This is a genomic window from Bacillus thuringiensis, from assembly GCF_022095615.2.
GTDB lineage: Bacteria > Bacillota > Bacilli > Bacillales > Bacillaceae_G > Bacillus_A > Bacillus_A cereus_AG.
In genome coordinates, this window is sequence record NZ_CP155559.1 from 408139 (window position 1) to 429471 (window position 21333).

Sequence of the window (21333 nt, forward strand, 5' to 3'; positions counted from 1 at the left end):
TTTTACGTATGAAATGGTGGAATACTTTGTTGAAAACGAAAAACATTGCATGGGTCATAAGCTGTTTTCACCTTACGTAGTCTATGAAAGTTAGAACCATAATAACTCGTTTGCCAATTTTTAATGTCGATATCGGGCCAATTGACATAGTCACCTAGTGTATATGGATCTAAGCTTTCTCGTAAATCTTTAACCCAGCGTATGTTACGATTTTCTTCAGCATCGCATTTCCAAGCGGTAATGTACTCTTGCGCAATAATTGCCTTACGATGAAAATAAGCTGTTTCAGTAGGTGAAATATTTTCGACAGCACCTATGAGCGATTGGTGCCAAATACTCGCATCTTTATTAGGAGCATGAGAAAGAAAATGTTGCATAATTTGAATTCCTTTAAGAGGGATAGGTTTATACACGTAGGAACCAGAACGCTTAAAGTTTTCAGGAATATTACCACTATTAAAGAATTGAACAGCTTTTATATACGGAACTTCATCTATAAAAAGTGAAGGGGTACCAGTTTCAAGAAGAGGAGATAATAAGGAATGGAGTTCAGAGGGAGGGCCAACAAATTCACCTTTTACTTCAATTTTATTTCGTTGCTTTGCGAATAATTCAATTGATGAAGTGAGACGTTCGTCTATATAAGGCGCCCAGTTTTGCCACGCTTGAAATGCAGCGATAAAATCTTCCCATTCCCATGTAATTGAGAAGATTGATACATTCTTTATAGGATGCACTCGAAAAGTTAAAGAAGTAACAATTCCGAAGTTTCCACCACCACCACCGCGGCATGCCCAAAATAAGTTATGGTTTTCATGCTCGTTTGCACGAATGATGTTTGCTCCAAATTTACCGCACGCTTGTACCATTTCAATTTCTACTAATTGATCACATGTTAATCCAAATAAGCGTGAAAGCATACCGATGCCACCGCCAAGTGCTAATCCAACAATTCCAACGCTTGCGCTTGTACCAGCCGGTATTGTCACACCATAATTCCAAAGCTCTTTATAGACAGTGTCAAGATTTGCACCAGCTTCAATTGTTGCTGTTAATGTATCTGAATTAACAGTAATGCGATGCATTTCACTCACGTCAATAATAAGCCCACGATTTAAAAGAGAGAAATTTTCATAGCTATGACGGCCGCTTCTTAAGCGAAATGGTACATGACGTTCGCGTGCCCATTTTAAGGCGTTACACACATCATTTTTATTTTGACAAAAAACAATAATACAAGGGAGTTTTGGAATACTTAAATTTAAATTCATTCGGGCTACGTCATAGTCAGGATCTGAGGGAACAACAATACGACCTGTTAATTTTGTTTGTTTCAATTTATCACTCCTTTCTAAAAATAAACAGTGCTTTTTATTAATATATGAAAAGCGCATGTAACGTGTGTGGACAAGAGCAGGTGAGGAATGAGATTTGCTTTTGTGAGAAATAAATAAAGCATAAGAATAAGGAATCTACATAGAGTTCAATGAAAACAGTTGCAAACTATTCATATTTTGTTATGATAGTGTTACGAAAACGTTTGCATAAATTTTCCGATGGGATGCAAAAGGAGAGAATGACTATGAATAAGACATGGTGGAAAGAAGCGGTTGCTTATCAAATTTACCCACGTAGCTTTATGGATTCAAATGGTGATGGTATTGGAGATTTACAAGGTATTATTGCGAAATTGGATTATTTAAAAGATTTAGGTATAGATGTAATTTGGATTTGTCCAATGTATAAGTCACCTAATGATGATAATGGTTATGACATTAGTGATTATCAAGATATCATGGATGAGTTTGGTACGATGGAAGACTTTGATGCTTTACTAGATGAAGTTCATAAGCGTGATATGAAGCTTATTATTGATTTGGTTATTAATCATACAAGTGATGAACATCCATGGTTTATTGAGTCTCGTTCATCTAAAGACAATCCGAAGCGTGATTGGTATATTTGGCACGATGGTAAAGATGGTGCGGAACCAAACAACTGGGAAAGTATTTTTAATGGTTCGGCATGGGAATATGATGAAGAAACAGAACAATATTATTTACATTTATTCTCGCGTAAACAACCAGATTTAAACTGGGAGAATAAAGAAGTTCGCGAAGTGCTATACGATACAGTTAATTGGTGGCTTGATAAAGGAATTGATGGTTTCCGAGTGGATGCAATTAGCCATATTAAAAAAGAAGATGGCTTCAAAGATATGCCGAATCCAAAAGAACTAAAGTATGTACCATCTTTTGATAAGCATATGAATGTGGATGGTATTCAACCTTTATTAGAAGAGTTAAAAGAAAATACGTTTTCTAAGTACGATATTATGACTGTTGGTGAAGCGAATGGCGTTAAGATTGAAGATGCTGAGCTTTGGGTTGGAGAAGAGCAAGGCAAGTTCAATATGGTATTCCAATTCGAGCATTTAAGCCTATGGGATGCAGAGAAGAAGAAAGATCTTGATGTTGTAGGGTTGAAAAAGGTGTTAACGAAATGGCAAAAAGGGTTAGAAAATAAAGGATGGAATGCTTTATATATTGAGAATCACGATAAGCCACGTATCGTTTCAACTTGGGGAGATGATAAACAATATTGGCGTGAAAGTGCAACGGCTCTTGGAGCAATGTATTTCTTTATGCACGGTACACCGTTTATTTATCAAGGACAAGAAATTGGGATGACAAATGTTCAATTCCCAAATATTGAAGATTACGACGATGTAGCAATTAAAAATTTATATCGCGAGAAGATTGCAGAGGGTGTATCACATCAAGATATGATGGAGATTATATGGGCTTCTTGCCGCGATAATTCACGTACACCTATGCAGTGGAACGATGAGATGAATGCTGGCTTTACAACAAGTACACCTTGGTTTGGTATGAATCCAAACTACAAAGAAATTAATGTTGAAAAGCAAAAGAATGAAGAGAACTCTATTTTCAGCTTCTATAAGAAAATGATTGCCCTGAAAAAAGAGCATGATGTACTGAATTACGGTACGTACGATTTACTTTTAGAAGATGATCCGCAAATTTATGCATATACTCGTACATTAAACGATGAAAAAATCGTTGTAATTAGTAATATCACAAAAGAGGAAGCGGTATATAATGAGGGTTCATTTGCACTAGAACGCAAACGTTTGCTTTTAAATAACTATGAAGTTGCGGAACATGAACAAGTGACTACAATTACGTTAAAACCTTATGAAACAAGGGTTTATCGCATTTCATAATAAAAAAGGATGCTCTTAGAGCATCTTTTTTTATGAAAAAAAATAAATTTCTATTGCAAAGTGAAAACGCTTTTATTAAAATAGATTTATGAAAACGGTTGCGTAAAGGATAAAAATAAAGTTACATAAGGAATCGTTTTCATGAGAGAAACAGAAATTATAATTTAAATCATTATGTTGTTATAAATAAAGGGGAGGAAGAACAGATGAAAATTACGTCTTTTGATTTTTGGCAAAAGTTCGGGAAAGCATTATTAGTTGTTGTAGCTGTAATGCCAGCAGCTGGTTTAATGATTTCTATTGGTAAGTTAATTGGGATGTCTGCTGGGGATATTAACGCAGTTCATACAATCGCTCGCGTAATGGAAGATATCGGTTGGGCAATTATTACAAATCTGCACATCTTATTCGCAGTAGCAATTGGGGGATCTTGGGCGAAAGATCGCGCAGGTGGTGCATTTGCAGCACTATTAGCATTCGTCTTAACGAATAGAATTACAGGAGCTATATTTGGAGTAAACGCTGAAATGTTAGCGGATTCAAAAGCGACAGTTTCTTCAGTATTAGCAGGAGATTTAGTTGTAAAAGATTACTTTACTTCTGTACTTGGTGCACCAGCATTAAACATGGGAGTTTTCGTAGGGATTATCACAGGTTTCTTAGGAGCTACTCTATATAACAAATATTATAACTATAACAAACTGCCACAGGCATTAGCATTCTTTAACGGAAAACGATTCGTACCATTCGTTGTAATTGTTTGGTCTACAGTCACTGCAATTGTATTATCACTTTTATGGCCATTCATCCAAAGTGGATTAAATGAATTTGGTCGCTGGATTGCAGCTTCAAAGGATAGTGCACCGGTTGTTGCACCGTTTGTATATGGAACGTTAGAGCGTTTACTATTACCATTCGGTTTACACCATATGTTAACGATTCCGATGAACTACACAGAGCTAGGCGGAACATATACAATGTTAACTGGCTCAAAAGTGGGACAAATTGTAGCAGGACAAGATCCATTATGGCTTGCATGGATTACAGATTTAAATAACTTATTAGCAAGTGGAGATACGAAAGCATATAACGATCTATTAAATAATGTTGTACCAGCTCGTTTCAAAGCTGGACAAGTAATCGGTTCAACAGCAGCGTTAATGGGTATTGCTTTCGCGATGTTCCGTAATGTTGATAAAGAAAAACGTGCAAAATATAAACCAATGTTCTTATCAGCAGCATTAGCAGTATTCTTAACAGGTGTAACAGAACCAATTGAATTCATGTTCATGTTTATTGCTCCAGTATTATATGTTGTATATGCAATTACAACAGGACTTGCATTCGCATTAGCAGATTTAATCAACTTACGTGTTCACGCATTTGGATTTATTGAGTTAATTACTCGTACACCGATGATGGTTAATGCAGGATTAACTAGAGATTTAATCAATTTCGTTATCGTTTCATTAGTATTCTTCGGTCTGAACTTTACATTATTCAATTTCTTAATTAAAAAATTCAATTTACCAACACCAGGACGTGCAGGTAACTATATTGATAATGAAGATGAGTCATCAGAAGGAACAGGAAATGTACAAGATGGTTCATTAGCAACAAAAGTTATTGATTTATTAGGTGGTAAAGAAAACATTGCTGACGTAGATGCTTGTATGACGCGTTTACGTGTAACAGTAAAAGATTTAGATGTTGTTGCACCAGAAGCACAGTGGAAACAAAATGGTGCTTTAGGACTTATCGTAAAAGATAAAGGTGTACAAGCAGTATATGGTCCGAAAGCTGACGTATTAAAGTCAGACATTCAAGATATGTTAGGTGCGTAATAATATGAAATTGCTAACTTTAAACTGTCACTCTTGGCAAGAAGAGAATCAAATGGAAAAGATAAAATATCTTGCTAAAGTCATTCAAGAAGAAGAGTACGATGTCATCGCATTGCAAGAAGTAAGTCAGTCGATAGGGGCTAAAAATGTATGCGGTAACAAGAAAGAAGATAATTTTGGACTTTTACTATTAGAAGAGTTAAAAGCTTTACATGTAAAAGATTACAATATTACTTGGGATTTCTCTCATATTGGTTATGATGTGTATGAAGAAGGATTAGCGATTCTAACGAAACATAATGTTATAAATGAAGATACGTTTTTTGTATCAGAAAATAAGGATACAACGTATTGGAAAACACGCAAAATTGTAAGTGTAACAATTGCTTATAATGGTAAGAACATCACGTTTTACTCTTGTCACCTTGGTTGGTGGAATGATGAAGAAGAATCATTCAAAGGTCAAGTTGATCGTTTAATGGAGCATGTAAATCGCAATGAATTTTCCTTCTTAATGGGTGATTTTAATAACAATGCTCGTTTGGAAGGCGAAGGTTATGAATATATGATACAAAAAGGTTTGTATGACACATATGAACTAGCAATAGAGAAGGATGAAGGAACAACTGTCCAAGGTGAGATTGCTGGTTGGGATGAAAATAAACATAATTTACGAATCGATTTAATATTGTGTAACCAAAGTGAAAAAATTCGTTCTTCAAAAGTCATTTTTAATGGTACGAACCGAAATGTAATTTCAGATCATTTCGGTGTAGAAGTACAAGTAGGTATATAATAGAAGAAATCCTCACAGATGATGAAAAGCTGTGAGGATTTTTTTGAGGAATACAAGTATTTCCAAGAGAAAATACTTGTATTTTTTATGACATTTCCTATATATTTGTTATTATTGAATGTAAAACTAATTTGGTCATTTTGTATGCATACTTTTTTTACTTCGTTATATAATGAAGTAAGTGAAATATTTAATGGGAAAAATAGTGTGTTTTCGTTTAATCCACGATGTAGAAAGTGATATAATTGCAAAATGTATGTATCATTTTCTAAAGAAGGAAAAATATATAATTAGGTGATAACTTCTATGAAACAAATTTGGCGTATTTATAAGACAGATTTACGGAATGTAGCTAAACATTGGGCTGCGATTGTTATTGTTTTAGGATTAATGATTTTACCATCGTTATATGCATGGTTTAACATTAAAGCTTCCTGGGATCCTTACGGAAATACGAAAGGAATCCAGATTGCAGTTTCTAACCAAGATGCTGGATCAAATTTAAGAGGGAAAGATATTAACATCGGGAAAGAAATTGTAGATTCACTTAAGAAGGACAAAAATTTTGGGTGGAAGTTTGTTGATGAAAAGCAAGCGATTTATGGGGTAGAACGTGGAGATTATTCTGCAAGTATTACTATTCCAAAAGATTTCTCTGAAAAGATTGCAACAGTCTTGGATGAAAATCCACAGAAACCAGAAATTGAGTATTACGTAAATGAAAAGGTAAATGCCATTGCGCCGAAGATTACAGCTAAAGGTGCATCGGGTCTTACAGAAGAGATTAGTAAAAACTTTGTTAAAACAGCAAACGGCGAGATTTTTGAAATCTTCAACGATCTTGGAATCGATTTAGAAACGAACTTGCCGAGTATCGAGAAAGTAAAAGACCTTGTATTTAAGTTAGAAGCGCAGTTCCCAGAAATGAATACATTGATGGATAAGGCGTTAGATGATGCGACTCGAGCAGAAGATGTTGTGAAGGTAGCACAGAAAGAATTGCCGGTTGTGGAAAGTGTTATTAATGATGGTCAGGATACACTTAAGAGCTTAGATGCATTCTTTGCGAGAAACGATGAAACATTGAATCGTGCTCCAGGAACTATTAAGAATAATTTAATCGCAATGCAAACAGGTTTGAATAGTGCGGCGGCGATTACGGATTTCTTAAAAAATCCATCTGTTGATTTCAATATGGCACTTCCAGATCCATCTAAATTCCCAGTGTTACCTAATATAACTATTCCACAGATACCAGAATTACCGCAGGTGAATGGTCAATTATATAAAGATATAGCTAAAAATATTGATCAAACTGTAAATAATGTATTCGGCTCAATACGTGTTGGAACAACTTATGCACAGGGAGTTATAAACGGTTTACAAAATGGTAATTTTGATCCAGAAAAAGCGAAACAAGATCTTAATAAGGTTTCTGAGAACCTTCAAGGGCGTGTGGATAGTGTTTCATATTTAATTGATGTCTTTACTAAATTTAAAGAATCCGCACCAACTGATTCTGGAAAAGACTTCTTCCAAAAACGAATAGATAAATTAACGAATCTTAAATCAGCTATAGAAAATGCAAATGGCGGCGTTAAAGATATCGCTAATATTATTGGTACAGGGCAAGAAGTGAAACAAGATGTAAGAGATGCTACTAATAAAAAGTTAGATGCAATCAATAATTTGGTAAACCAAGCGGAGGCAGATTATAATGCGACGTTTGTAGCGGATTTTGAAAAAGCGGTAAGTACGGCTGAACAATTAAAAGATAAAGCTGGAAATGCGCAACAGAATTTAAATCAAGAAATAAAAAAAGTTAACGAGATATTAGACAATGGTAGAGAAGGCTATGATCAGGCTGTAAATAATTACAGCAGATTAAAAACAGAGCTTGAAAAAGCCAGAGAAGACTTAAGTAATAAAGGTGTCAACGGACTAGATTCTACAAAAGTAGCTTTAAATGATCTAAATGGCCAGTTCAAAGCCGGGTTAAATTTAGTTAACGATATGATTCCTGTTATGGAAAATGCGAATAAAGTTTTAGCAGATGTAAATAGTGATAAGAACACGAATAACATGATTTCTAACTTGAATAAAGTAAAAGATGGTCTTCAAAAAGGAATCGATTTAACTGATAAGGGAATTGACGCTATTAATAAAGGTCAAAAACCGGCGGCAGATGTTATTGAGAGTATTAATAAAGTATCTAAAAATGTTTCGGGTCAAATAGGTGATATCTTAGCTAAATACGATACAGAAATCGTTCCAAACTTTAATGAAGCAATTGCTCGTACAAAAGAGATGTCTAAAAACACATCTCAAATTTTAAAAGAAGCAGACAAAAAGCTTCCGGATGTTAAAAAGTTACTAGAAGATTCATCAAAAGGCTTAGTAGACGGTAGAAAGAAATTAGCAGACATTAAGGCTGACATGCCGGAGACTGAGAAAAAGATTAAAGACTTAGCAAATAAAATTCGTGATTTTGAATCAGAAGAGGATATAAAAGACATCATACGCTTATTGAAAAATGATGTTGAAAAGCAAAGTGATTACTTCGCGAATCCAGTAAATTTAAAAGAGAATAAGTTATTTGCAATGCCGAACTACGGTTCAGCAATGTCACCATTCTACACAGTGCTTGCATTATGGGTAGGCGCATTATTAATGGTTTCATTATTAACGGTAGAAGTACATGAAGAGGGCGCGAATTATAAGAGCCATGAAATATACTTTGGACGTTTATTAACATTCTTAACGATAGGTCTTTCACAGGCGTTTATCGTATCAATGGGGGATATATTCTTACTCGGTACGTACGTAGTCGATAAATTCTGGTTTGTGTTATTTAGTTTATTTATTGGCGGAGTATTTGTTTGTATCGTGTACTCACTTGTTTCTATTTTCGGAAACGTTGGGAAATCGATGGCAATCATTTTACTTGTGCTTCAAGTAGCAGGATCGGGCGGAACATTCCCAATTCAAATGACACCACCATTCTTCCAAGCGATTTATCCGTTCTTACCATTCACATATGCAATTAGTGCAATTCGTGAAACGGTAGGTGGAATGCTTTGGGATATAGTTATTAGAGATTTACTTGTACTAAGTGTTTTCGTAGTAGTCATCGTTATTGCTGCGTTATTATTGAAAACACCAATTAACAAATCGAGTGAAAAGTTTGTTGAGAACGCAAAAGGAAGTAAAATTATTCATTAATAATAAAAGGTTCCTACCGAGAGTGGTAGGAACCTTTTTATTTAATCGAATTTTAATTTCTTTAAAGCTTCTGCGAACGGATTATTTAATGGTTCTTCTTCTTTGTTCTGTTGTTTCATATATTTTTGAACGTCGCGCTTATCAGCCTTGCTTCCAGATTCTTTTTTACGTCTTTCTTGGAATGTGGATAATTTCTCGCGATAGCCACATTTACATGCAAAGATTTGTCCTGCACCTTCACCACGTAATTCTAACTTCTTCTTACATTGCGGACAACGAGCGTTTGTTGTACGAGATACATTTTTACGATGACCACATTCACGGTCTTGGCATACAAGCATCTTTCCTTTTTTACCGTTTACCTCTAGCATTGGTTTACCACAGTCTGGACAAGATTTTGTAGAAATGTTGTCATGTTTATATTTTTTATCACTCGATTTAATTTCAGAAACAATTTCTTTCGTATAGTTCTTCATTTCTGAAATGAATACTTCTTTTTTCAGTTTACCCTTTGCAATTGCCTCTAGCTTTTGTTCCCACTCACCAGTTAGTGTAGGTGATTTTAACTCTTCTGGCACTAAATCAAGTAACTGACGGCCTTTTGAAGTAATGTGAATATCTTTACCACGTTTTTCAATTAAGAATGAATTGAATAGCTTGTCGATAATATCAGCACGCGTTGCTACAGTACCTAATCCACCAGTTGATTTTAGTGTATCGGCAAGTTGTTTATTTTGCGTATCCATATATTTTGTAGGGTTTTCCATTGCTGAAAGTAAAGTCGCTTCGTTAAATCGTGCAGGTGCTTTTGTTTGACCTGATGTTTGCATAATTAACTTTACAGTTAATGCATCGCCTTTTTCAATGTGAGGTAGAAGTTGTTCTTTTACATCATCCGTTACATCATCATCTTCAAAGCGATTTTCATATACTTCTTTCCAACCGGCATGCAGAATAGTTTTTCCGCGTGCAATGAACGTTTCATTACCAACTTTTGTGCGTAACGTTAGTTGCTCGTATTCGAATGCTGGGAATAAAACAGCTAAGAAACGTTTTACAACTAAATCATAAATTTTACGTTCTTTATCTGTGAAGGCCGAGAAGTTAACGTATCCTTCTGTCGGAATAATTGCGTGATGATCACTTACTTTACTATCGTCAACAAATGACTTATTAGATTTGATAGGTTTTTGTAATACTTTATGTGCTAAAGGACGGTATTCTCCAACTCCGCAAGCCTTTAGACGTTCTGGAAGTGTTCCAACGATATCAGATGAAATATAGCGTGAATCTGTACGAGGATACGTTAGCACTTTATGTTGCTCATACAATTTCTGCATAATGTTTAATGTTTCTTTTGCAGAGTAACCGAACTTTTTATTTGCATCACGTTGTAATTCAGTTAAATCGTAAAGACCAGGAGAGAATGACTTCTTCTGTTTTTTATCAATTTCCACAACAGTAGCATTATGCTTATCTAAACCTTTTACAATGCCATCAATTTTTTCTTTATTAAAACTGCGGCTATTACCGTTAGCATCTTGCCAAGTTAGCTTTAACTGATTCGCCGTTTGTGCTTCGATGCCGTAGTAAGTTTGAGCTTTGAAGTTCTTTATTTCATCTTCACGATTAGCGATCATAGCGACAGTAGGTGTTTGCACACGGCCACAATTGAGCTGAGCATTAAAACGAGTTGTTAAAGCACGAGTTGCGTTAAGACCGATATACCAGTCAGCTTCTGAACGTGCAACTGCTGAAGCGTATAAATTGTCATATGCTTTACCTGGTTTTAAATTAGCGAATCCATCTTTAATCGCTTTATCAGTAACGGATGAAATCCATAAACGCTTAATAGGCTTATTCAGTTTAACTTTATCAATAATCCAACGTGCGACTAATTCGCCTTCACGACCAGCGTCTGTCGCGACAATAATTTCATTTACATCTTTTCTAAGTAGCTGACTTTTCACAGCATTAAATTGCTTCCCTGTTTGTTTAATAACCGTTAATTTCAAACGCTCAGGTAGCATCGGTAAATCTTCTAAATTCCACTTTTTATATTTCACATCGTAGCTTTCTGGATCTGCTAATGTAACAAGATGACCTAAAGCCCAAGTTACAATATATTTACTACCTTCAAGGTAGCCATTTCCTTTTTTATCGCACTTAAGTACACGCGCAATATCACGTGCAACGGAAGGCTTTTCAGCGATTATAACGCTTTTTGACATATTTAAAACATCCTTTCAAATTTCCATACGTTAACTATAGCATACATTTTCTTGAGATTCAGTTTCGCTCCAGGTTTGAATGCTTTTTAGTGGAGTGAACAACATCTGTTTGAAATCAAATGATGGCGATAGAACATAATTTGCACGATGATGAGACTATGAAAAAAGATACTTATTTATTATGCTTATTGTTTTATCAGTTGCTTCTATATTAAACAGAAAAGTAAAGAACTTGTTATTTTAGTAGAATAAGAGTAGACTTTGAAGTAGATGAATACTAAACACATGGGAGTTTGTGGATGCAAACTGAGAGTATGACTAATCCGTCATTGACCATTTGAACCTGTTGGATAATGCCAGCGTAGGGAGAGTGTAAAAGCACATGTTCAGGCACTTTGCGTACGCGCAAAGTGTCTTTTTGTGTATCTCCCATCACTATAGTTAGGGGATGAGAAGGATGAATATGAAAGAAATTAGTAAAGTAGTGGATTTGGTGAGAGAATCTAATCCGCTCGTTCATAATATTACAAATGTTGTTGTAACAAACTTTACAGCTAACGGTTTGTTAGCGTTAGGAGCATCGCCTGTAATGGCGTATGCAAAAGAAGAAGTAGCAGAAATGGCTAGCATTGCTGGAGCGCTAGTATTAAATATGGGGACACTACGTCCTGAAGAAGTAGAAGCGATGTTACTTGCGGGTAAATCAGCAAATGTGAATAATGTACCAATATTGTTTGATCCAGTTGGTGCAGGAGCAACATCGTATCGAACAGAAGTTGCGAGACATATTCCGGCCGAAATCGATTTAGCAATTATCCGCGGAAATGCAGCTGAAATAGCGAACGTTATTAATGAGAGATGGGAAATTAAAGGGGTAGACGCGGGTGCTGGAAATGGCAATGTCGTAAGTATTGCAAGGCAGGCAGCAGATGAATTGAATACAGTTGCGGTAATTACTGGAGAAGAAGATGTTGTTACAGATGGAGAGCGAACGATTCTTATTCGAAATGGTCACTCTATTTTAACGAAAGTTACGGGAACTGGTTGTTTACTAACTTCTGTAATAGGAGCATTCGTAGCAGTAGAAAAGGATTATGTAAAGGCAGCAGTAGCTGCATTAACGTTTTATGGTGTAGCTGCGGAACTGGCAGCTGCTAAGACAGTGGAGCAGGGACCTGGTAGTTTCCAAATTGAATTTTTAAATCAGTTAGCAAATACAACTTCAGATGATATGGAGAAGTATGGGAAGATTGAGCTTATATAGTAAGGAGGGGGATTAGATGTCACGTATTACAAAGGCTGAAATGTTTAGATTGTTATCAGTATACTTTATTATGGGAAGTAACAATTGTACGAAGGAGCCATTACAAGTGTTGAGAGATGCACTTGAAGGCGGTATAACAATTTTTCAATTCCGTGAAAAGGGGGAAGGGGCTTTAACGGGAGAGAAACGTATTTGTTTCGCAAAAGAACTACAAGTAATTTGTAAGGAGTACGGTGTCCCATTCATTGTAAATGATGATGTGGAGCTAGCAATCGAGTTAGATGCAGATGGCGTGCATGTTGGACAAGATGATGAAGGAATTACTTCTGTTCGTGAAAAAATGGGGGATAAAATTGTTGGTGTATCTACACATACAATTGAAGAAGCACGCTGGGCAATTGAAAACGGAGCTGATTATTTAGGTGTTGGCCCTGTTTTTCCAACGAGTACGAAAAAAGATACGAAAATAGTTCAAGGAACGAAAGGTTTAGCTCATTTTAGAGAACAAGGAATTACAATACCGATTGTTGGGATTGGTGGCATTACAATTGAAAATACAGCTTCAGTTATAGAAGCAGGTGCGGACGGTGTTTCAGTTATTTCTGCGATTAGTTTAGCAGAATCTGCGTATGAAAGTACGAAGAAGCTAGTAGAGGAAGTCAGTAAGAGTTTGTAGAAAAAAGCTATGTAGTATTAAAATGCTACATAGCTTTTTTGGTATTAATAATTAGAAATAGGGGGGATTATTTGAAACGGAATAGGTTTGTAGAGTTGCAAAATGAGTTGTTTCGTTTATTTGAAAAAGGAGAATTTGATGCAATTTATAGATGCATAGGTGAAGCGGAAAGAGAATTTCCTGAAAGAATAGATAAAACGAGTTTTTGGAAAGCTTGTGCATATTCAGTAGAAGGCAAGGATGAAGAGGCGATTGCTATTTTAAATGGGGCTATGCAAAAAGGGATATGGTGGAATCCCCATACACTTATGTATGATGAAGACTTAAAGGGGCTACAAGATAAAGCGGATTTTAAAGTAATAGTAAAAAGGTGTGAAGAAATATTTAAGAAACAGCAGTTAACAGCTAACCCGGAGCTATGCAGTTATGGAAATGAAAAAGCAAAAACTGGACTATTTTCTTTACATTGGAGAGGATCAAATATAAATGATTTTGCACCATATTGGTGTGAAGAAAAAATACTAAGTGAGTACATGTTAGGTTTTTCTCAATCCTCGCAAATATATGGAATGAACTCTTATAGCTGGGATAATCATGATATAGCTATAAAAGATGCTATGAAAAATTTTAATGAGTTCACAGATAAGTATAAATTGGAAGACATCATTATCGCTGGAGCTTCTCAAGGTGGGAATATAGCAATAGAGTTGGCGTTAAAGAATATGTTAGGGACTCAAAAATTTATTTCTGTTATACCTGCTATTCGAAATGTAGAGGCGATTGAAAGTATGGTTGTATCAAGCCAGGTAACAAATATGAAAGGATATATTATTACGGGAGATAAAGATCCATTTTATGAAAATACACTTCAATTAATGTCTATGTTTGAAAAATATAATGTGGACTGTAAATTAATTGTGAGAGAAGGCTTAGGTCATCTTTTCCCGGAGGACTTCACACAACTATTAAAGAACATAATGGAAGAATGGACGGTTAAAAATATTTAAACAAACGTTTGATTAAAAAAGCACAAACCCTTTACAACTGTAGGTTTGTGCTTTTTCTTTAAAACATAATTGATATTAAGAGCATTCCAATTCCGATAGAAGTGAATGTTGCGATTAGGCCTGGAATCATAAAGCTATGATTTAAAACATATTTACCAATGCCAGTTGTACCAGTGCGATCAAAGTTAATGGCAGCAACGATTGTTCCATAGTTTGGAATGAAGAAATATCCATTTACTGCAGGGAACATCGCGATTAGTAGTGCTGGTGGAATACCGAGTGATAATCCAAGAGGCATTAAAGCACGTACTGTTGCGGCTTGGCTATATAGTAAAATAGATAGAATGAATAATGCGATGGCAAATAGCCATGGTGCACTTGTTACTAGGTGCTGAATTGATCCTTGAATCATATTTAAGTTTCCGTTAAAGAAAGTATCTCCCATCCAAGCGATACCGAAAATAGCAACAACTGCTGTTGCCCCCGCTTTAAAGACGTTACCAGACACGATGCTTTCTACATTTGGTTTGCAGAAAATAATAATAAGAGCTGCGATAGTTAACATAACCATTTCAATTGTGTTTGGCATGGAAAGACGAACTAACTTCCCGTCAACCATCCATCCTGGACGAAGTGCTTCAAATGAACCGAGAAGTACGACAAGGAAAGTTCCTACTAAGAAAAGGATAACGGATAGTTTAGCGCCTTTTAAACCAACAAATTCTTTCTTCTCTTCAATTTTAGGAATCATTCCTTCTTTTAAACGTTTCAAGTATTCAGGGTCTTCATTTAATTCTTTCCCCATTTTGCTAGCAACAAATGCAGCTACCATACAAGCGATGAAGGTAGAAGGGATACTTACTTTTAAAATATCTAATAAAGTGATTTTATAGTCAGCTAACATTGCTAAAAGGGCAACTGTTGCAGCTGATATAGGGCTAGCTGTAATTGCTTGTTGGGAAGCGATTACGGCAATTGACATTGGTCGTTCTGGTCTAATCCCAGATTCGCGAGAGACTTCTGCGATAACAGGAAGTACAGAATAAGCAACGTGACCAGTTCCTGCGCACAGTGTAAATAAATAAGTAACAATTGGAGCAAAGAATGTAATGCGCTTTGGATTTTTTCGTAATGCTTTCTCAGCAAGATGAACAAGATAGTCCATTCCTCCAGCGGCTTGCAGTGCACCAGCAGCTGTAATTACTGCTAAAATCATAAGCATTACATCAATAGGAGGAGCTGTAGGTTGTAAGTGGAAGACGAAAACAAGTATTGCCATACCAACGCCACCCATTACTCCTAGACCAACTCCGCCTAGGCGTGCGCCAATAAAAATGCAGAGTAGTAACGTAAGAAATTGTAGCCAAAACATGATAAACTACCTCCGAAATTCATTAGTTAAGGTATATTCGAATAATTTAATTTGAATGAAAATTAAAATAAATACTCAAAATAATCCTTGTGTTATATACATTTTTTATTATATAACACAAGAAATGTAACATTCACGAACTTTGTTAAATTATTTCGAAAAAATAATACATTGAAACTTTACATTTGCATCTCTAAATAGGTAGACATTTTAATTTTTATGTTGTAATCTTTGATAGAGAATAACTTAATTCTCATAGAACTCCCATATCGTTCAACTCGTTCAGCGAGAAAGGCAAACTGATGGAAACATTAGGACGCAAAACTACAGGAGCTAAGGCCGCAATGCTATGCTAGCCAGTTACCGGACGGATAGGGTTGGTCTTGACCAATGCTCTTTTCATTGGTCTTTTTTTTATTTGTAAACAAATGAGAATCGTTATCGATTATTAATAAGATTTATATTTTAATAGCTTTACTTTATAGTAAGTAAATTAAGAAAGGTGATGTTAATGAAAAAATATTGGCACAAGCTATCGTTTCTTCAAAAAAATGTATTGTTAACTGTGTTAGTTATTTTGACGCTTGTTGGTACTATGGGAGCGTTAAGTTTTAACATGTTTCAAAATAGTATGATGTCTATATTTGAAAGGCATTCTTTTGAAACAGGAGATACGGTATTACATAAATTAGACGCGAAAATATTGAGAGATGTTGCAAAAGACCCGACGGCAGAAAGAGAAAAGAGAGAGAAGTTAGTAGAGAAGTTAGATGAATCAACGGAAGAATTGAACAGTGTTGGACAAACGTATATTGTTGGAGCAAAAGAAAATGAAAAAGGTGAGTTACAAGTTGTCGCTTTGGCTACAGGGTTAGCAAATGTTGTTGAAGTAGAACCGGGAGACTATTATAAACAACCAGATCTTTGGATGGAAGCATATGATAAAGTAATGAGCACAAAAAAAGCAAACATGACAGTAGTATATGAAGACGCATTGGGATCATGGGTAACGATATTAGAGCCAATTAAAGATGAGGAAGGTAATATTGTGGCAATTGTTGCAGCCGATGTAGATGCCTCTATTGTTCCTATTACAAAGGAAAAATTCATTGTACAAGGTTTAATGTTTATTTGTATTTCTGTTTTAATTGCAACGTTTATTCAATTCCTAATCGTACGTAACGCACTTGCTCCATTGCGGGATTTACGTGAAGGATTGCGCAAAGTCGGTGAAGGTGACTTAAGTATTAAATTAGAGGAAAGACCCGATGATATTGGTATTATTAATGCGTATTTTAATAATACTATCGAGAAGTTTAAAGAGATTATAGACAAAGTGAAGCAGACAGCAGAACAGGTTTCCTCATCTTCACAAGAATTGTCAGTAAGTACGAAAGAGAATAGCATGGCAGTCCAAGGAATCGTAAGTTCTATAGTGGAGTTAAGGGTTGGCGTTCAATTACAAGAAACTGCAGTACCAAAGTATTTAGATATTATATATGAAATGGAAGATAGGATGGAAGAGATAACGAATGCTGCAAAACAAATGGCGAAAGAGTCTGAAGGTACAAAGCATCATTCAGTAAAAGGAAATGGTATTATTGAACAGACGATTAATCAAATGAACATAATACAAAATGCAGTACAAGATTTATCTTCTATTATTTATTCTTTGGAAACAAGATCAAAAGAAATTAGTGATATTGTAACAGTAATTACCGGTATTTCAAATCAAACGAATTCGCTAGCTTTAAATTCTTCTATTGAAGCTTCACGTGCTGAGGAAACCGGACGAGGATTTGCTGTTGTTGCTGATGAAGTGCGTAAATTAGCAGAGCAGACGGAAGCATCAGCAAAAGATATAGCAAAATTAATAGGGGAAACGCGAGCTGGTACGGAAGAAGCTGCTGTTTCAATGAAAAATGCTTTAAAAGAAGTAGAATCGGGTATGAAACTTGTTGAAAGTAGTGGTGCTTTCTTTGGTGGAATTTCAAAATCAGCACAATCTGTTACAAATCAGGTTAGAGTTGTTTCTGACAATTCAAGTGATATATTGCAAAATAGCCAAAATATTGTTCGTTTTGTAAATGAACTATCACTTATCGCAAATACGTATGCAAATAGTAGTAGTAATATTGAAGAAAGTATGAAAGAACAGGAAATGTCTGTACAAGATATTGCTGAATTAGCTAGTTCTTTAAGCTGGCTTTCACAGGAGTTACAAGAGTTAATAGGGGAATTCAAAAGCTAAATGAAGTGATTATGCATGCTTTTGTTTGTTCAATAAAATAAATCATGCTACAATGAAAACGAATTAAGGACCGGGGAGCCAATTGGCTGAGAGGATGTAAACAAACATCGACCCTCAACCTGATCTGGATAATGCCAGCGTAGGGAGTTACTTAAAGTGATGTAGCATATGTTATTCTATAATAACTTGCATACAAGGCTTTCCTACGTAGTAGGAAAGCCTTTTCTTGTTTTAACATTTCATTTTATAAGGGGGATTTACAATGTCACAACAAGTTACGATTTCATTTTCAGTAGTACCGCAAGCGAAGAACAAAGATGTATATTCTGTTGTCGATAAAGCAATTGAAGTTGTACAACAATCAGGAGTTCGTTATGAAGTAGGGGCAATGGAAACAACGCTGGAAGGAGAATTAGATGTACTTCTTGACGTCATTAAACGTGCGCAACAAGCTTGTGTGGATGCTGGAGCAGAAGAAGTAATTACTTCTATTAAAATCCATTATCGTCCAAGCACTGGTGTAACGATAGATGAAAAAGTTTGGAAGTACCGTGATGAATATGCAAAACCAGAAGCAATCTAAAATAATTACAACAATTTGGCTTATCCTTCTCATTGCGATATGGGAAGGATCTGTTTCATTATTTAAAATTGAACCGTGGATTTTACCGAAGCCTTCTGCCATTGTTCAAGAATTAATTGGAATGAAAGATTTACTATTACCGAATACGATGCAAACGTTACAAGAGGTTATAATCGGACTATTTTTTGCGATTTTAATTGGGACAAGTATTGCAATTATTATGGACGTTATCCCTTTATTTCGTATTTTAATAAATCCATTGCTTGTTATTTCGCAAACGATCCCAATCGTTGTACTTGCACCGTTATTTATTATTTGGTTTGGATATGGAATGCTACCGAAAGTAATGGTAGTCATACTCGTTTGTTTCTTCCCGATTGCGCTTAGCATTTTAGAAGGTTTTCAAACGGTAGATAAAAATATGTTGAAGTTGTTGCAAACGATGAAGGCAACGAAATGGCAAGTTTACCAGAAAGTAAAGTTTCCAGCAGTGCTTCCATACTTTTTCTCAGGTTTAAAAATTGCAGTTACATATAGCGTAATGGGAGCGATCATTGGGGAATGGCTCGGTGCCAGTGAAGGGTTAGGAGTTATGCTTACGAGAGCTACAAAATCCTTTTTAACAGCCCGAGTATTTGGTGTGGCAGCAATTATTGTTATGGTGACATTATGCCTGTATTTTATCGTGGAGTTTATGGCAAGAATAACAGCACCATGGATATATAGAAAGGACGGCAGAAAATGAAAAAAGGTTTAAAAGTTATGTTGGCTGCCTTATTAGCAGTAGGTGTGGCTGGATGTAATCCGGCGAAGAAAGAAGATAGTGCAAGTAAAGATCAAAAAATAAAAGTAGTTTTAGATTGGTTTCCAAATACGAACCATACTGGCTTATATGTAGCGCAAGCGAAAGATTATTATAAAAAGCAAGGCTTAGATGTAGAAATTATTCAGCCTGGTGATAATGTGACAGCGGAGCAAATGATAGCTTCAGGAAAAGCTGATTTCGCAATAAGCGCACAAGAAAATGTAACATTGGCTCGTGTAGAAGGTATTCCTGTTGTATCTGTCGGAGCGATTATTCAGCATAACACTTCAGCATTTGCATCGCTTAAGAAAGATAACATGACTTCACCGAAAGATTTTGAAGGTAAACGTTACGGAGGCTGGGGAGGACCAGCAGAAGAAGCAACGTTGAAGACAATTATGGAGAAACATCAAGCTGATTTTAATAAAGTTGAAAAAATCATCTTAGGACAAACTGATTTCTTTAAATCAATCGGCCGCGATGCAGACTTTGAATGGATTTATTACGGATGGGATGGAATTGAAGCGAAGCGCCAAGGAAAAGAGTTAAATACGATTATGGTGAAAGACTTAGACCCAGCGCTTGATTTCTATAGTCCTGTTATTATTACGAGTGAAAAACATACGAAGCAAGATAAAGACTTTGTGAAAAAGTTTATGAGCGCAACGACAGAAGGGTATAATTTTGCAATTAAAGAGCCGAAAGAAGCTGCTGATATTTTAATTAAAGCTGTTCCAGATGTAAATAAAGACTTAGTACAAGAAAGTCAAAATTGGTTAAGCACGAAGTATCAAGATGATGCAAAAGCATGGGGAGTACAGAAGGAAGATGTTTGGACGAATTACATGAATTTCTTATATGATAACAAAGTAATTAAGAAGAAAATTGATGTAAAAGATGCCTTTACAAATGAGTTCCTTCCAAGCGAAAAATGAGCGGATTACAAATAAAAGATATTGTGAAATCTTTCGATGGAAAGAATGTATTAGCAAATATTAGTGCTTCTATACGAGAGGGAGAGTTCGTTTCTTTTGTAGGGCCAAGTGGTTGCGGGAAAAGCACATTATTAAATATGATTGCAAATGTTGAGAATCCAACAAGTGGGAATGTAACGTATAACGATAAGCAAATGCAAGAGCAAGATGTTGTAAGTTATATGCCGCAACAGGATTTATTACTGCCGTGGCGATCAGCTTTGCAAAATATAGTTCTTCCATTGGAAATCGAAGGGAAACCGAAAAAACAAAGGCTGACAGAGGGGATGGAAGCATTAAAGCAGTTTGAACTAGATGAATATGCAGACCATTATCCAGATGAATTGTCTGGTGGGATGCGTCAAAGAATTAGTTTTCTGCGCACATATTTATGTGAAAAGCCAATTATGCTACTTGATGAGCCTTTTGGAAAATTAGATGCCTTTACAAAAATGGAAGTACATAGCTGGCTTTTAAACTCTTGGCACCAAGAGAAGCAAACAATCGTTATGGTCACACATGACTTAGATGAGGCAATCTTGCTTTCGGATCGCGTATTTATTTTATCTCAAAGACCAGCCTCAATAGTTGGTGAGGTACAAGTGAAATTACCTAGGCCGAGAACGATGGATATGTTAACATCACTTGAGTTAAAGAAGGATAAGGAAGAAATTCTGAGAGTATTAGCCCCGTATATGAGAAAATAGAAAAAGTCTTTTAACAGTTTTTGGTATGATTACTGTTAAGAGGCTTTTTTATATAGGGGGAGAAAGATGAAATCTATAGAGCAAATAGTTGATTCGTTAACACTCATCTTTACAAGTCCATATGCATTAGAAAAGATGTATAAAGAAATTTACGAAGAAAATGAAAAAACGGAGAAGGAACAAAAGAAAAAATAGAGAATAGAATATAACAGAGTAGTTTATACTCTTAATATAACAAATGTTAAAGGAGTGAAAGGATAAAATGACTTTATCAACTGTTCTTCAAATGGTTTTAGCTTGATACGGGAGAAGTCTGCCCATTTTTAACGATTAAGCTAAATTGAAGACAGCAGG

General features: G+C 35.6%; 16 protein-coding genes and 3 riboswitches. Of the genes, 13 read left to right on the forward strand and 3 right to left on the reverse strand.

What is annotated here, in order from left to right; all coding sequences use genetic code 11:
- Positions 1–2: 2 nt before the first annotated feature.
- Positions 3–1337 (reverse strand): FAD-binding oxidoreductase, encoded by a 1335-nt coding sequence (locus KZZ19_RS02135; RefSeq protein WP_237981964.1) that lies wholly within the window; start codon positions 1335–1337, stop codon positions 3–5.
- Positions 1338–1582: 245 nt separating this feature from the next.
- On the opposite strand from KZZ19_RS02135, the gene KZZ19_RS02140 reads away from it, so the two are divergent.
- From KZZ19_RS02140 to KZZ19_RS02155, 4 genes are all read left to right on the forward strand, one after another.
- Entirely contained in the window at positions 1583–3247 is a 1665-nt protein-coding gene (locus KZZ19_RS02140; protein WP_088094979.1) for a glycoside hydrolase family 13 protein, read from the forward strand.
- A gap of 206 nt (positions 3248–3453) precedes the next feature.
- Positions 3454–5091 carry a PTS transporter subunit IIBC gene (locus KZZ19_RS02145; RefSeq protein ID WP_097817915.1) on the forward strand — a complete coding sequence of 546 codons (1638 nt, stop codon included), beginning with the start codon at positions 3454–3456 and terminating at the stop codon, positions 5089–5091.
- A gap of 4 nt (positions 5092–5095) precedes the next feature.
- The gene (locus KZZ19_RS02150; protein WP_237981965.1) at positions 5096–5887 is read left to right on the forward strand and encodes an endonuclease/exonuclease/phosphatase family protein; all 792 of its coding nucleotides are present in this window, start codon (positions 5096–5098) and stop codon (positions 5885–5887) included.
- 306 nt (positions 5888–6193) lie between these two features.
- The gene (locus KZZ19_RS02155; RefSeq protein ID WP_237981966.1) at positions 6194–9109 is read left to right on the forward strand and encodes a YhgE/Pip domain-containing protein; all 2916 of its coding nucleotides are present in this window, start codon (positions 6194–6196) and stop codon (positions 9107–9109) included.
- A gap of 41 nt (positions 9110–9150) precedes the next feature.
- Here KZZ19_RS02155 and topB read toward each other — a convergent pair whose 3' ends face one another.
- A complete protein-coding gene (gene topB, locus KZZ19_RS02160; RefSeq protein ID WP_237981967.1) occupies positions 9151–11340 on the reverse strand; it encodes a DNA topoisomerase III in 2190 nt (729 codons plus the stop codon).
- Between the two features lie 275 nt (positions 11341–11615).
- Positions 11616–11725: riboswitch (TPP riboswitch) on the forward strand.
- Between the two features lie 63 nt (positions 11726–11788).
- On the opposite strand from topB, the gene thiM reads away from it, so the two are divergent.
- The 3 genes from thiM to KZZ19_RS02175 all read left to right on the forward strand — a co-directional run bounded on the left by thiM (position 11789) and on the right by KZZ19_RS02175 (position 14287).
- Positions 11789–12604 (forward strand): hydroxyethylthiazole kinase, encoded by an 816-nt coding sequence (thiM, locus tag KZZ19_RS02165; RefSeq protein WP_348638021.1) that lies wholly within the window; start codon positions 11789–11791, stop codon positions 12602–12604.
- Between the two features lie 16 nt (positions 12605–12620).
- Positions 12621–13280, forward strand: coding sequence for a thiamine phosphate synthase (gene thiE, locus KZZ19_RS02170; protein ID WP_237981969.1), 660 nt, complete (start codon positions 12621–12623; stop codon positions 13278–13280).
- Positions 13281–13351: 71 nt separating this feature from the next.
- Positions 13352–14287, forward strand: coding sequence for an alpha/beta hydrolase (locus tag KZZ19_RS02175; RefSeq protein WP_237981970.1), 936 nt, complete (start codon positions 13352–13354; stop codon positions 14285–14287).
- A 58-nt stretch (positions 14288–14345) separates the two neighbouring features.
- On the opposite strand, the gene KZZ19_RS02180 is transcribed toward KZZ19_RS02175, so the two are convergent.
- On the reverse strand, positions 14346–15659 hold the full coding sequence (locus tag KZZ19_RS02180) for an anaerobic C4-dicarboxylate transporter family protein (protein WP_000498713.1): 1314 nt from the start codon (positions 15657–15659) through the stop codon (positions 14346–14348).
- 283 nt (positions 15660–15942) lie between these two features.
- A riboswitch (cyclic di-GMP riboswitch) is annotated at positions 15943–16027 on the forward strand.
- 143 nt (positions 16028–16170) lie between these two features.
- Between KZZ19_RS02180 and KZZ19_RS02185 the strand changes: the two genes are divergently transcribed.
- The 6 genes from KZZ19_RS02185 (at position 16171) to KZZ19_RS02210 (ending at position 21174) form a co-directional block, all read left to right on the forward strand.
- Positions 16171–17910 (forward strand): methyl-accepting chemotaxis protein, encoded by a 1740-nt coding sequence (locus KZZ19_RS02185; RefSeq protein ID WP_237981971.1) that lies wholly within the window; start codon positions 16171–16173, stop codon positions 17908–17910.
- 61 nt (positions 17911–17971) lie between these two features.
- Positions 17972–18073: riboswitch (TPP riboswitch) on the forward strand.
- 99 nt (positions 18074–18172) lie between these two features.
- Positions 18173–18493: an MTH1187 family thiamine-binding protein gene (locus KZZ19_RS02190; protein ID WP_000082898.1), complete on the forward strand. Its 321-nt coding sequence runs from the start codon at positions 18173–18175 to the stop codon at positions 18491–18493.
- Positions 18465–19238 carry an ABC transporter permease gene (locus tag KZZ19_RS02195; RefSeq protein WP_001057155.1) on the forward strand — a complete coding sequence of 258 codons (774 nt, stop codon included), beginning with the start codon at positions 18465–18467 and terminating at the stop codon, positions 19236–19238. The genes KZZ19_RS02190 and KZZ19_RS02195 overlap by 29 nt, the downstream gene beginning before the upstream one ends.
- Positions 19235–20233: an ABC transporter substrate-binding protein gene (locus tag KZZ19_RS02200; protein WP_237981972.1), complete on the forward strand. Its 999-nt coding sequence runs from the start codon at positions 19235–19237 to the stop codon at positions 20231–20233. Before KZZ19_RS02195 ends, KZZ19_RS02200 begins: the two co-directional genes overlap by 4 nt.
- A complete protein-coding gene (locus tag KZZ19_RS02205) occupies positions 20230–20979 on the forward strand; it encodes an ABC transporter ATP-binding protein (protein WP_088094989.1) in 750 nt (249 codons plus the stop codon). Before KZZ19_RS02200 ends, KZZ19_RS02205 begins: the two co-directional genes overlap by 4 nt.
- A 66-nt stretch (positions 20980–21045) precedes the next feature.
- On the forward strand, positions 21046–21174 hold the full coding sequence (locus KZZ19_RS02210) for a hypothetical protein (RefSeq protein WP_255260242.1): 129 nt from the start codon (positions 21046–21048) through the stop codon (positions 21172–21174).
- Positions 21175–21333: the final 159 nt, after the last annotated feature.

Bases quoted from the DNA above. Each gene is read 5' to 3' on its own strand.
- KZZ19_RS02140 (WP_088094979.1), top strand. From the start codon at position 1,583: ATGAATAAGACATGGTGGAAAGAAGCGGTTGCTTATCAAATTTACCCA.
- KZZ19_RS02145 (WP_097817915.1), top strand. From the start codon at position 3,454: ATGAAAATTACGTCTTTTGATTTTTGGCAAAAGTTCGGGAAAGCATTA.
- KZZ19_RS02150 (WP_237981965.1), top strand. From the start codon at position 5,096: ATGAAATTGCTAACTTTAAACTGTCACTCTTGGCAAGAAGAGAATCAA.
- KZZ19_RS02155 (WP_237981966.1), top strand. From the start codon at position 6,194: ATGAAACAAATTTGGCGTATTTATAAGACAGATTTACGGAATGTAGCT.
- topB (WP_237981967.1), bottom strand. From the start codon at position 11,340: ATGTCAAAAAGCGTTATAATCGCTGAAAAGCCTTCCGTTGCACGTGAT.
- thiM (WP_348638021.1), top strand. From the start codon at position 11,789: ATGAGAAGGATGAATATGAAAGAAATTAGTAAAGTAGTGGATTTGGTG.
- thiE (WP_237981969.1), top strand. From the start codon at position 12,621: ATGTCACGTATTACAAAGGCTGAAATGTTTAGATTGTTATCAGTATAC.
- KZZ19_RS02180 (WP_000498713.1), bottom strand. From the start codon at position 15,659: ATGTTTTGGCTACAATTTCTTACGTTACTACTCTGCATTTTTATTGGC.
- KZZ19_RS02185 (WP_237981971.1), top strand. From the start codon at position 16,171: ATGAAAAAATATTGGCACAAGCTATCGTTTCTTCAAAAAAATGTATTG.
- KZZ19_RS02190 (WP_000082898.1), top strand. From the start codon at position 18,173: ATGTCACAACAAGTTACGATTTCATTTTCAGTAGTACCGCAAGCGAAG.
- KZZ19_RS02195 (WP_001057155.1), top strand. From the start codon at position 18,465: ATGAATATGCAAAACCAGAAGCAATCTAAAATAATTACAACAATTTGG.
- KZZ19_RS02200 (WP_237981972.1), top strand. From the start codon at position 19,235: ATGAAAAAAGGTTTAAAAGTTATGTTGGCTGCCTTATTAGCAGTAGGT.
- KZZ19_RS02205 (WP_088094989.1), top strand. From the start codon at position 20,230: ATGAGCGGATTACAAATAAAAGATATTGTGAAATCTTTCGATGGAAAG.
- KZZ19_RS02210 (WP_255260242.1), top strand. From the start codon at position 21,046: ATGAAATCTATAGAGCAAATAGTTGATTCGTTAACACTCATCTTTACA.